Below are 14951 nucleotides of genomic sequence, written 5' to 3' on the forward strand. Positions count from 1 at the left end.
TATCTTATTTCAGCTTGCTGGCTTTAACGTATTGGTTATCGCCAATAACGTAACAGCTGACGCCTTTAATCTTGACAGCCTTGCCGTAAACAGAAACCTTGCTGCCCTTATGCAGCTTTTTGCCCGTTGCCTTACCGTAACGATCAACCACGCTAGCTTGATGCTTTATGTGACGTTTAACAGCATCAATATTACTTGCCAGCAAAAATTCATCGTTATCCAAAACGTAATACTGCTTATGCTTAATCGTTGTCTTACCGTAAGTTACGACACTGGACCCAGCCTTCAGAATTGCCTTGCTCTTGCGTTTGCCGTTTTTATTGTAGAAGTAGGCAGCATGCATGGTTTCCTTCTTGACACCGCCTGAAGTATCACTATTTCCATGAACTGTCGGATCAATCCAGGTATCAGATGCCGGCGGGAAATTAGCAGCGGGTACGTATTTATTATCATCAATCAGATAGTATTTCTGCCCTTTGATCATGACCGGGGTACCATACGTAGTAACACCGGTTCCCGCATAAATTACTTGATCATTGGTTTGTTGACCGTATTTATCGTAAACATGGGCTGTCGAGTCCAACTTACGTTTCTTGCCCACAACGTTGCTGGCTTTAATATAATACTTGTCAGCCTCAATAATGTAGTACATCCGGTTATTGATTAGAGCCGTCCCGTATGTCTTAACCGTTGAGCCGCTCTGCAAAGTTTGGCCGTTGACCCGCTTGCCCTGCTTATCGTAAAGGTAAGCGTTGTGTTTCAAGACAATGTCGCTTTCTTGTGGATCACTCACGTTAACCTTAACGGGAATTGAGTCGACAGAACCATCTGGATAATTAACCGTGACAAATGTCTTGTCCGTTTTGTCCTTAGTAGAAGTATTAGCTGTGCTGGTTGTGTCCCAAGTGTAATTCGTGCCGGCCGGCATTTCATTCGCATTAGTAACAGCTTGATCCGCATAATTATTGTGCGATGGAAGATCCGTATATTGCGGTACCTGAACGCCACCAACATTCGGGTGGAAGTTAGCGGCCATTGAATTATCTACCGGTCGTACATTGACCTTGACTGTTACCGGAACTGCAAAACTGCCGTTGAAATCAGAAAATGCAGGGTCACCAGACGCGTAATTAAGAATAGCTTGGCCCGTTTGGGTACCAGTTTGATTGAAATTAATTCCAGAAAGCTCATCAGTCATCGTCATTCCCGGAATACTTGCTAGTTCACTGTAATTAGCGAGCACTTGCTGGGCAGTTATGGTGTTGCCCTGGTAAGTTGTAGCCTGCTGGGTAACTGGCCTAATGACTTTAAATGGAACATTTGGAAGCGTCTGTGTAATACCATCATTATAATGAACCGTTATTTTTGCTTTACTATCATTTAACTTAATCGTGTATGTCGGGGCATAGCTGCCGAGCTTGCTAGAGTTAACATAATAATTGATAATATCTGCTTGTTCATCTGCAGATAAGGCAGCATCATTCAGATAAAGCGTCTTAGCAGTATCACTGTTCTTAAGAACTGCACCATTAATTGTTACCGGAACAGGCACGGTAAGCTGCGAGCCGTCCTTGTTAAAAGTAATGCGCGCTGCTGCATTCACATCTTTAGTACCATCATCTTTTAATCCAGCGGCACTTGTATCCGGTTGTGTTTGCCAAACAATTTGGTAATCATTTGCACCTTGGCCTTCCGCTAATGAACCATGATTAGTAACATATGAATGCACATTAAAGTTATTAGGGTCAACACCGACATGGGTAGTTAAGCTATTAGGTGTAAATTCACCCGCATGCTGATCAGCCATTGTTTGTAAGATTAAAGTTACCGGCAAGTATTGGTGAGTACCATCATGATAAGTGACTTCAACTGCGGCTGCAATATTACCCGTAGCATCATTTACTGCTAATTCCTGATGGCTGGATGCATCAACCCACTTATAATCAGCATCATTGAGGCCGTAACTAGCTGGTGCTTTTGTTCCATGAGCATTTAGAAAATCTGCTGCAGGCGGAACTTGACCATCCGGATACGTATATTTTGCATAATGTACTTGACTAACCGGATCCGTATCTGTAGGCGGAACTGTGGCACCCTCAATAGTAACGGGAACAGTAATTGGAGCACTTATTGAACCATCCTGGTACGTAGCCTGCAGCATAGCATCCTCAGGCGTAGAGCTGATGTCATCACTAGTATACCCAGGAACACTACCGGTTGTACTTGCCCAATCAACTGTCCTAATGTCACCAATTGGGATAGGGGCTGGAGGTGTACCATACGTAAGATGGTTTTTGATAGTATTAAAATCTAAAATAGGCACAGCTGTGGTGTCATCTGCAGCATGAATAGAAAATCTGGTTGAGTTGTCATATTTTACATTGTTATATCTCGTTGACGTATCATTTACCTTTAAGATGACAGGAACTGCTTGGGTCGTTCCATCATGATAATCAATAATGATAAAATCATGCTGAATGCCGCCAGTAGCGGTGCTAGGTTCATTTACCCGATCAGGTAAAGTCGACCACTTGAAGTCGTTATTATTCAATGAGTATCTATTACTTATAGCAGTAACACTGTCCGGATCTAATGCATCAACAGCAGCATAAGTAGTAGCCAATGGCCTATTAGCATCTATACCAACGGTCGCACTAAGCGCAGAATCATTACTCTTACCACCATACGTCTTCACTTTAACCCAGACACCTGCTCCTTGTGAGCGATCAGTATAATAGGCAACAATTTGACAATTACTGCCACCGCCAGCACCATTGTCAATAACTGTTGGAGCACCACCACTTGCCCAATCTAAGTGATCAATAATCCTATCAACACTTACATCAAGAGGATGATCAACATTTGTAAAACCCGATGCGGCGTCAGTGACCATAATTAAGTTTGTCATATCAGTCACGTTGGTCCCGGATTTAGAGAAAGCCTTCGGCTTTGGTACAACAAGTGTGCCGCTGTCGCCGATTGCATGCGTTGCTATGCTTCTAGCAACAGGGGGGACTCCATCCGTAACAATTGAAATTGGGAATTCATCGGAATATTGATTTACCAGCAGGGTAACCGGTATAACTTCGTAACCGTCATCTCTTTGATCAATTTTATTAGTATAACTAATTTTAACTGCAACATGAAGATCACCTGCGCTACTTACATCATTATCCTCTAAAGGTGAGAGATCATGCTCGCCTTTAACCCAAGAATAGGTCAAGTCTGATTTGCCCCATTCTGTTGGATGCGGATTTCCGAGATCACTAGTTTTGACTGCAGCTCTTGCCTGAGTATCATCTGGCGATATGCCAATAGCAGTAACTTCCTGCATGTCACCAACGCCAAAGTTTGGCAATTCAATCTTAACTGGCACGTTACCTTTAGTACCATCACCGTATGTTACTTGAATTACCGCATTCCCTTTATCGGCAGCTGGGGTATTTTTTGCATCAGCAACTATCTTACCATCTTGATCAAGAACGCCGCCGCTAGGGACAACGTTCCCCTCGGAATCCATTGACCACCTTTTGACGGGATCAAGCAACCATTTTACAGAATCAATTGCTTTCTTATCTGGATTAATGTCATCAGTTTTACTTATTAAATCATTATAAGATTTTGAAGTACCATCTTCTCTATCTGTAAACGAAAGCAATTCAGACATTGGGTATTGCGTAAGATTGTTTACATAAAAATGTTGATTCATATGTGCCTGAATCACAACTGTCTGCGGTTCATAACGCTCATTGTCGGCACCATGCGACCGTAAAATATAGGTGATTGTCCCCACAGGGCACCCTGCATCACTATTCGGATTATACAATGACTTAAATTCAGCCAAAGTATAGGAATTGCCATTAGGGTGATTATCATCTATGCTATCGCCCTTGGCCTGTATATTCATCCACTTAAAGTTGCCAAAAGCATTAGGATTTATTTTAAATTGGCCCAGTGTCAATTTAAAGGTTTGAACACTAGAATCAGCGCCCATATTATTAAACATATTCGACATCCTAGAATATATGTTACTAGTAAAGGAATTTATGTCGACAAAACTACTTATGTCTAGTTCTTTAAGCTTCTTGGTATCACTAAACATATTTAATAAGCCACTATTCCATGGCGGAGTAACTCCACACAGTGTGCCGTCAGACCAATAATCCGGTGTATTCGCATACGATGTTATACTTTTGGTAGTCCAGTTTGAGCCTAATTTTAATGCAGTCAAAGATTCAGCACCATTGAACATATTATTCATATTTTGCACTTTACTGGTATTAAAATTATCAACAAAGTCTAAATTAGTAATTTTGGCATCACCATTAAACATATTAGACATATTTGTAACATTAGAAGTATCCCATCTTGCACCGTTATTATCTATGGTAGTTAAATTCTTATTATCGTTAAACATGGCTACCATACCATTGAGGTGATGTATGCCGGAACCACCATTAGTACCAACATTACTTGTATCCCAATTAGGACCAAGCTTTAAAGTAGTCAGACCTTCAGCACCAGAAAACATATAGTTCATGTCTGTCACACTGCTAGTATTCCAGCCGCTTAGATCTAAATCACTATCACTGCCTAATTTCTTGGCATTATAAAACATTGAATTCATATACTGCACATTAGAGGTCTTCCATTGACTAACATCGCCAATCTTGGTCAAGGCCGTAGTGCCAGCAAACATGTAACTCATATCGGTAACATAACGCGTATTCCAGCTGCTAACACTAAAACCGCATTTAACCGTAGAAGAACTAGGGCGGTAAAGAGACCCAGGGTCAGAAACAATATCATCGAGCACCTCAGTAGTACCATCAGCGGTCAGACTTACACAGTCAGCAAACATGAAAGACATATTTTCAGTAAAATTAGTATTGAAATGAGTCACATCCAAATTATTTAATAATTTATCGCCATCAAACAAGTGCGACATATCAGTTACGGTACTGGTATCTATTCCCGTGATATCTATATACCTTAGTCCAGTTTCCGGTGTAACTGGTGAACCAGACGCAGGAGTGTACATCTTGGCAAACATATATGACATATCATTTAAGTTGCTTGCATTATATTTTAAGACCAGATCCTTTATCTTACTATCACCATAAAACATGTACGACATAGTTGATACTGTTGAAGTTTTAAAGTCTGCAATTCCGTTAGCATCTACCGAAGCCCCTGTTAAACTTGTGCAGCCATAAAACATATAACTCATATCGGCCAAATGACTATTAATCCAGCCGCCTTTAAAGTCTATATTGTTCAAGCTAGTACAATTCTTAAACATTCCTTGCATTGTAGTTACTTTACCAGTATTCCAATAAGTACCTGAAGAATTCAAGGTAAAGGCAGTTGGCGCACCGGGGGTTGAACCGTCATGAATCGTAGTTGAATTTAACTTAGTGCAGTTATAAAACATATAACTCATTCTTGTAACATTTGTAGTGTCCCATGAATGAATGTCTAAATCTTCTAAATTGCTACAACCTGCAAACATCCGATCCATGGTGTTAGTTCTATTATCCGGATAAGTCTCTGCTGTATCACTAACATCCCAATGAGAGTCTGGACCATCTGTATAAGCATGTAAATCCAACTTCTTTAAGCTGGTACAGTTATAAAACATAAACTGCATACCATCATAAAAGCTCTCTACCCATCCGCTTGGATTGTTATCTGTATATTGTGTGTTTGATCCTCTAACTTTACTAGTATTCCATTTACCGATATTCAGAGTATCAGTGCCATCATTGCCTAATTGCTTGCAATCTTGAAACATTTGGGCCATGTTCTGCACATTACTGGTGTTCCAATTACTGATGTTTAGCTTCTTTAACTGATTGCAGTTCTCAAACATTTCCTTCATATTGGCTACATTGCCGGTATTCCAACTAGATATATCAGTTATATTATCTGAAGTCGTCAAGCTGCTGCAATCACGGAACATGGCATACATAGTATTTACCTTACTAGTATCCCAATTAGTAAGCGTCAGAGCGGTTAAGCTAGTGCAGCCCCGAAACATCTGATCCATACTAATATTGGACACATCCGTAAGTTTCCACTTATTGGTATCAGCAGTATGGTGCAAATCTAAAGAAGTTAAGCCACTGCAATTATAAAACATACCAGACATAGTCATTACATGACTAGTATCCCAATCAAAGATATTTATACTAGCATTTGCAGTGTTAGTTCCTGTTGTTAAGCCTGTACAGCCAGAAAACATTGAGCTCATGTAGCAAACAGTCCCAGTATTCCATTTATTCTCAGCAAGAGTAGAACTGGTTGTAATCAACTTAGTTAAGCTGCTACAATTATAAAACATTGAGTTCATATATATTACTTTGCTAGTATCCCATTTATGTACATCAAAAGACGGATTAATAGGCAAAGTCTCAGAGTCAGATATGCTCTTTAAATTGCCACAAGAAGCAAACATATTATTCATGTTAACGACGTTACCAGTCTTCCAATTACTGATGCGAAGATTCTGCAAGCTATTACAATTATAAAACATTGAGCTCATATCTGTTACCTTGCTAGTATCCCAGTTAGTAAGGGTCAAAGTAGTTAAGCTGCTACAACTATAAAACATACTACTCATATTAATAGTTGATACACTCGCAAGATCCCAGTAGTTGGTACCAGCAGTATGACGCAAATCTAAAGAGGTTAGTCCACTGCAACAATAAAACATATTAGACATGTTCGTCACTTTATGAGTATCCCAAGCGCTTAAGTCCAAAGTAGTTAAACTTCGACAAGATTTAAACATATAGTTCATGTTAGTCACGCTGCTGGTATTCCAACCTGTAAAGGTTATACTATTCAGTTGGCTGTATGGCCAACTATCATTCATTGAAAACATATAGCTCATGTTTGTTACGTTGCTGGTATCCCATGTACTCAAATTTAAGCTAGTTAATTGCTGACAATTCTCAAACATTTGACTCATATTCGTTACATTGCTGGTGCTCCAAGTGTTGCCAAATGTAATACTTGTTAATTCTTTATCATTATAAAACATGCCGGCCATATTACCCGCATTGCTGGTATCTAATCCCGTAAGATCTAAAGTGGTTAGTCCCGGAAATTGACCTTGACGCCCATAAAGATCTGCAAACATGCAAGACATGTTTGTTCCATTCCCATTAGAATCGCGACTTGTATGCCAGCCACTGCCAAGAGTTATAGTGGTTAAATGGCTATAGCCGCCAGTATCAAACATGTAAGACATGTTATATACGTTACTAGTGTTCCAGTCCGATAAATTTAAAGTGGTTATACCTGTATCATAATAAAACATGTACGACATATTTTTTACTGCACTAGTATCTAACTTGTTGAGACCATCAATTTCTGTAAGACTCGATAAATATGCAAATTTATATGAACTATTCTCAGCCAACTTAATTGCATTTGCAGAACCCTGAAATTCTATCTTAGTAATATTGCCAGAAATGCCAAAACTCTGAATCCGCGCAGAAGAAAGAGTTCCACCGCTAGTGAAAGTCAAAGTGCCGCTATTATAAGTCCAAGTAACATTGCCATCGGTCCCTGAATTAGAACGCAGTGAAATCCCATCTTGAGGGCTCACCTGCTCTTTTTCTGTAGTGTACTCTGCCAGAAGAGCCGCCAGCTTATCCGAGGCCGCAGTGATGTCGGCAAGCAGCTTGGTCTGATCATCTTCCGACAATGGTGAACTGCCCAAATCGTGATATTTATTAGCCACTGTTTGTGCCTGGGTAACAGCTGCTTGCAAGGCTTCCTGTCTTTCCTGCGTGTCTTGCTTATATTTGTCAGAAGTGCTGATTGTCTTAGCTTGATCCAATGCAGTGTTCAAGCTCGTTGCTGCTGCATTCAGTTTCTGCTCTGCTTCAACTTTCTTGCTTTGCTCAGCTGTATCTTCTGGCTGCTGCTCAGCAGAACTAGACGGCGCAGAAGTTGCCCCCTCTTCACTTGTCTTAGGTGTTTCAGGTACTGTTGTGTCACGCAAAAATGAAGTTAACCCTGCAAAAGTCGTCAGCTTAACTTTGGCTTGATCACTGGCCGCTGCCTGGCTATGCTTTCCTGCCTGTGTCTGATTGTCATTAACAGAAGCATTGGTGCCTGCAGTGGTAGTTGTATCAGCTTGTTGCTGCTTAGCTGAGCTAGTTGTTGTCTGCCCCTGATTATTAGTTTGCACATTGCTCTCGCCTTGCGGCTTTTGGGCATCAGCTTTAACTACTTGATTATTAGCATTAACAAAACCAAGACCAATCAGAACAGAAGCAGCTCCAACTGTTAGCTTGCGAATTGAAAAGTGTTCTTGTTTGTTCTGCGATCCAATTTTCTTTGACCGCTCAGTAAAGTTATTCCTACTCAACATTTGACCTCCTGATTATCTGTCTTTAAATATAATTATATATATAGTTAATGATAAAGCAAAATGCGATTTTTGTAAACGTTATTTTTAATAACAATTAGAAAAAAATTAATAACACTGGCCTTTAGTTGAAAGGTATTTTAAAGCATATTCTACTTACAGGTAATACTTATATATCAAACGAAAAGAAGCAGACAGACAATGATTGTACGGTGAAACAGCAAACGATTTTAAAACAAAAAATCATTACAATATTTCTTTATAACTAAATAATTACAAGGTTTTAAATTATAATCAAATACTTAGTAAGGTATAGGATAATTCGGCAAAAAGACAATAACAGTTTAGGCAGTAAAAAAAGGCGCGCAAAAAATTAGCTTTTAATAAAAATAACAGTGAAAATATCTTTTTCACCCGTTACTGTTAGATTAACTGTTACTATTTAGTACGAAGAACCTGCAGGTTTTTGGTGATTTTTGTTTGCATGATAAAAGCAATTTTAACTATAAGCTATAAATGGCAATTTGGCAGTATTTGTAGCACTTGATTTTATGAGATTTATGTTATTTTAGGGGATATTTTGCTTGAAAATGATTCATATTCGAGTCAAAAATGGTAGATTATGATTTTAAAAAGCAATATACAAACATCAAAATAAGACCGATGAAGAAGTTCAATCTCCATCAGTCTTATTTTTTCTTGTTCAATCGATTAAATCTTTAATTTATTGCATCGGCCTTGATAAACTCGTTGATACCAATTGCGTAATACTTTCCGTGCTTTATTTTTACATGTGCGCCGTACGTCGTTATCTCAGTGCCTTCATAAATGGTCTTATCTGCAATCCGCTGACCCGATTTGTCATAAACGTAACTGGTCTTAATCAGCCTGCGCTTCTGCCCATCAATATTGCCGGCTTTAACATATTGATTACCTTCCAGATGGTAATAGAGTTTGCCTTCAAGCAGCGCTGTGCCATAGGTTTTGACCTTAAGTCCCTGCTGCAAGACACGGTTAGTAACCCGGTTAGCATCTTGATTATAAATATACGAATTGTGCATCAGGATTGCTTCGTTAAGCGTAGGCCCAACCACCGTTACCTTTACCGGTACCGAAACAAATGTCCCGTTCGGATAACAAACGTTGACGAAACTGCTGTATGTGCCTTCCTTATCCGTTGCTGGAATATGATCTTTGTCCCAAACATATTCACAGCCGTTCGGCATTGCATTAACACTGGTCACAGCACCTTTGGCATATTCATTATGGGCTGCAAGGTCGGTATGCTGTGGGACGATAACGCTGCCTGAGAGCAGTTTAACTATTTTGGAATCTGCAGAATGAATAGCCTTAGAAACATCGGTATGGCTAACCATAACTGTTACTGGTATGGTTTCATTAATCGTCGGAAAGCCGCTGGAACTAAAGCTTATTACGAAATTACCATATTGCTCGCCCAGCTGTGTCAGGTTGATGCCAGTAATTGCATCACTAATATAGGCACCGGTGCTTGCAACATCATCATAATTAAGCAGAACTTGTCTGATATAATTAGAACCCAAAACAGAATTTTGATCGGCTGCAAGAACATTGTTGCTAATCTGACCCCTAACTAACTTCAAAGGAATGTTAGTAAAAACTTGCTGTGCATTGCTATCCCCGCCATATGTAACTGTCAAAGTAACAGTGTCACCTGTCTGGGTTAATGCATAGGCTGGTTTTGACTCAGGCGGTAAAGAGCTAATCTTGCTGGTATCAAGGTAATAAGAAGCAATGGTGTTCACCTGGTTTTGGTCAATATCCGCACCCGAACTGCCCAGGTAAACCCGCTTAGGTGAAGCAGAAGTTTTCAGCTTTGCCCCAACCAGCGTAATAGTAACATTAACAAGTTGTGTTGAATCACCACGATTAAATGTAACTTTAATCGTCTTACTAATCTGCTTTTCATTGGCATTGCCTAAATTGGCAGCCGTTAAATCAGGTGCCCCGTCTACCCAGGAAAGACTATATTCTGATTTATTAACATCAGTATTAGTAGCAGTATCTATAACACTAACCAGATGCTTATCCAAAGTAAGTTTTTTGCCAACGGGAACTGTTTGGTCATGCCCAGTGCATCTGCTTACTCCGGCTCTAGTATTAATTGTCAGCGTAATTGGCAAATATTGGTGTGTGTTGTCGGAATAGGTAACCTCAATTGCCGCATTAATCGTACCATGGATAGTGCCATCATTTAAATCTGACAGGGAAAGCTCATCATGTGTAGGATCATTCCTTACCCATTTATATGTCGGAACAAAATGAGCTGCATTAGGCTTAACTACTAAAGATTCTGCAGTAGGTACCGTACCTTGAACATAAGCTACACTGTAATCAGAACCGGAATGTTCAATATTTGCGTGGTTAGCGGTATCAATAGCAGCTCCTTCAACATCAAATTGTGCACCATTAAGACTAGTCACCGAGCCATCAGTATAAACGATATCTATTTTATGAGTCTGCGATGCGGAACCATCACTATGAGGTTCATCACCTTGATGCCAGACAATTTTAGATATTTTATCAGACGGATAGGTAACCGGAGTACCACTATCTGTCAAAGTCAACAAGTCATTAATTTTATCAGAATTAGTAATTATTGGCACCAAACTATGATGATCACTATCAACTGACTCACCAGTACCAGAGGAAGTGGCATGAATAATAATATGATTACCTGTCAATGTAGGTGTGCAAGTCTGGCTCAAGGATGTGACCTTCAAAGTTACCGGGACTGCTTGTTTAGTCCCATCATGATAATCAATCAAAACGTAAATATTTTGCGTACCAGTATGAGTAACATTCGGAGTTGAACTAGCATCTCCATGTACAGACCAGCTATATGTTAGATTATTATACGTACCAGTAGCAATTTTAGTAATATCAATAGCCTCTTTAGCCGTAGTTGCATTTAATTCATTCGAGTGATTAATAGACACAGAATGTTCTGCGCTGCTTGCTTGTCCGCCAGAAAGATCAACATAAACAGGATTAGTTGACGGATTACCCACCAGCGCAGTTGCACCATCCTGATAAGTTATTTTAATCTGCTGATTTGCTATATTGGTGCCAAGGTTCAGTGTTGGCTTAGCAACCCATTCAACCTTTTGAATAATTTCAGACAAGCCCTCGGTTATCGCAGGTCCAGTTGTTCCTAAAGTTTGATCTGTGACCGGCCTGACATCAAGAAAGTCTTTCCACTTACCAGGATCATTAAATTCAACTGGATCAGAATTATCGCTGCTAGGAACCGTTAATTGGTGCTCATGTAATAAACCCGTATTTTTAAAAGCTATTTTATATGCAGAGTCATAATTCTGCACTTCCAATTTTACGGGTTCTATTTGAGAACCATCATCTTCACCAGTAGGAGTTGTATAACTAATTTTGACCCCGACATCATACTGACCTGGGTTTGGTAAATCGTCTGACTTTAACTCTCGCCAATCATGAGTGTGGCTGTCCTTGATCATCCATGAATAGGACAAGGTCCAATTGTTATTCCCCCACTTACCAGGTGCAGGAGATACGGGAGCAGACGGGGTTGTCGAGGAAGATGAAAAATCCCCGCCTATCTTCAGTGCAGCTTTAGCCTTGGTTTCACTTGGCACCATATTCTTTTGCGTATACTGCCCGGTCCCTTCTTCCACTGTTGGCAGCCAAACATTAACAGGAACATCGATAAATGTACCATCACCAAAGGTTACTCTGACAACGGCATTACCCTTTTGGTCAGCAGTCTTATTAGCCGCATCAGACGTAATATTACCGGCAAAATCAATTGCACCTCCTGAATCCAAACTGCCATTATTTTTCATTACCTTGGGATCTGGTTTAGACGTATCAAGCGGGTCATCCCGGTTTTTCCCGTCTTCCCACGTAATAGACTTAATAGTATAATCACCTTTTGTCTTAAAATAATCTTCCTTACTCTTTAAGGTTTTAATCGGATAATAATTATTGCTATCGTCTTTATCCTTAAGAGTGACTGAGTTTAAGTTTTCAAGATCATTAGCTACCTGGGCCTTGAGCATCCCCTTATGAGCATAGATAACTGGTACTGTTCCATCAAAGCTATAGCGTTTATTACCATGATTATGCAAAAGCAGCGTATAAATATGGTCTGGGCTTGCTATCGGAGGTTCAGCATTATAACGATTCTCTAAATCTCCAAATGATATTGCCCCGTCCGAAACATACTGGTAATGACCATCGATCTTAACAAGCTTAACAATCTCAAGGTCAAAGCCTAACGGATTAAAGCCTGACCAAGCATCTACGGTAATCTTAAAATTGCCTAACTCCAAATGTAAAGTATTAGCATAATCATTGGCGCTGCCAGTTCCTTTAAACATATAATGCATATCAGCAACTCTAGTTGTCACAAATGTCTGACTATTAGTAGTTTGATTTTTACCAAGATTCAACGTCTGCAAATGGCTAGTATATAAGAACATATTGAACATATTTGTAACTTTACTGGTATCCCACTTACTTAAGTCTAATGATGTTAAACCACTAGCATATGAAAACATTTGCGACATATTCGTAACTTGACTAGTATTCCAGGTGCTCAAATTTATTGTAGCTAAATTTTTTGCACTATAAAACATACTAGCCATATCCGTAACTTGGCTGGTATCCCAGTTACTCAGATCTAACGTTGTCACTGGGTCATCATGGGCTTCTGGTGCTGTACTCAAACTACTGCTAAGACCAAAAAACATTGCATCCATGTTTTTAAAATTGCTGGTATTCCAATCACTAACTCCAATATTGGTCAATGATGTATTTGTAAGATGATAAGTATCCATAAACATCCCCTCGGCATGCGCAACATGACCCATATCCCAATGAGCTGAGCCGCTGATTGTTTTCAGGTTAGTATCATCTGAAAACATGTTATGCATTGAATAAACCTTTGAGGTATCCCAACCTGGACCCAATATGAGTGTTGTAAGTGCACTATCACCTGAAAACATATTGGACATACTATAATGCAGATAAGCATTCTCAACTCTATTTTCACTATTAGGAGGAAAATTATCACGATCTTCCTGGGCAATACCGCTGGTATCCCATGTAGAAAGATCTAATTTTGTAAGAGAAGAATCGCCAGAAAACAGGCCAGCCATATTATCAACCTGACTGACATTCAGCTTTTCAAGTCCTGTAAGATCGGTTAAAGATCTAAAGCCACTAAATACACCACCGCTATTACTGCCATCGCAGCCTAGAGAAGTTATCCCGTCAGTAATCAATTGGCTAACATCCAACTTCTTTAAAGTATATCTTAAAACACCAAAATCAGAATAATTTAGTTTGCTTACCCTAATCTTAGGTAAAACTATTTCAGTTAAAGCGCCGTCGCCATAAAACATTGAATAATAATCATCATCATTGTAATTAAGATTTATACGTTGAGGAGAACCTGAAGCAGTATTTCCTGAACCGGTATGATTAATACCATGAGCCATTGTTAGAGATTTTAATGAATCATTATCCCTAAACATATTATCCATACTAATAACATTAGACATGTCCCAGTTATTAAGATTTAAATGCAGCAATCTAATATCATTTTCAAACATATTGTCCATATACCAAACAGAACTAGTATCCACGCCATCTAAACCCTCAATTTCTTTAAGATCTGTTAGATTAGCAAACTTAAACCGAGAATTCTGATTCAGCTTGATTTGTCCCTGAGAATTGTCAAGCTTAATTACCTTAATTGCGTTCACGGGAATGCCAGAAGGAAAATATGTCATATCTGATTTATCATGGTCCAGACCCGATCGAGAGTTGGTAAGAACTGAAGTTGTACCCAGCATACCAGCTGCTAAACTATTATCATGACTGTTGTCTGCCATTGCCGTAAAAGTTATCGTCTTAGAGCGACTGTCGTATGTCCACTTACAATTTCCGTCCAGTCCTTCAGCGTGGTGCGAATTAGTGTCCCCTTGGGGCCCAACTGTAACTGGTTCTGGTTCAGGCAATTTCTCTGCACCAGTAGAATCTGGTGTTGACCCAACTGACGCTGCAGAAGCAGCTGCCACACTTCCCATACCAGTGCTGGAAGCCGAAACAGGTGTGGATGCCGCAGAAGATGCGGCACTGCCTGTGCTACTGCCAGCCGCTGCACTGCTCTCTGCTGTGCTTGTACTGCTTGCAGCAGCGCTGCTGGTACTGCCCTGTGATTCCTGCGGTACTTCCAGTTCACCCCTTAAAAAGGATGTTAAACCGGCATATGTGGCTAGATTGGCCTGCTTAGACTTAACAGGTACAGCCTCCTTCTGCTTGGCGGCCGCTTTACCTGCTTTATTAGCCGTTACATTTTCTTCATTTTCTTCATCTGGCCCTTTAATTGCGTCAGCCTTAACCACTTGATTATTAGCCTGAATAAAACTGAAACCCAAGAGAACTGAAGTTGTACCAATTGTCAATTTACGCAGGGAAAAATGTTCCTGCTTATTCTGCAGTTCGCTTTTTCTTTTTCGTTCATTACTATTATTTTTGCTTAACACGA

At 39.8% G+C, this 14951-nt stretch carries 2 protein-coding genes; both read right to left on the reverse strand.

The window, feature by feature from the left end; all coding sequences use genetic code 11:
- Nucleotides 1-4: 4 nt before the first annotated feature.
- The gene (locus PT285_RS10300; RefSeq protein ID WP_277150285.1) at nucleotides 5-8386 is read right to left on the reverse strand and encodes a BspA family leucine-rich repeat surface protein; all 8382 of its coding nucleotides are present in this window, start codon (nucleotides 8384-8386) and stop codon (nucleotides 5-7) included.
- 716 nt (nucleotides 8387-9102) lie between these two features.
- A complete protein-coding gene (locus PT285_RS10305; RefSeq protein ID WP_277150286.1) occupies nucleotides 9103-14949 on the reverse strand; it encodes a BspA family leucine-rich repeat surface protein in 5847 nt (1948 codons plus the stop codon).
- Nucleotides 14950-14951 lie beyond the last annotated feature (2 nt).

The organism is Lactobacillus sp. ESL0791, assembly GCF_029433255.1.
GTDB lineage: Bacteria > Bacillota > Bacilli > Lactobacillales > Lactobacillaceae > Lactobacillus.

What these genes read in the sequence shown, in the direction of transcription:
- PT285_RS10300 (WP_277150285.1), bottom strand. Translation starts at nt 8,386, where the DNA reads ATGTTGAGTAGGAATAACTTTACTGAGCGGTCAAAGAAAATTGGATCG.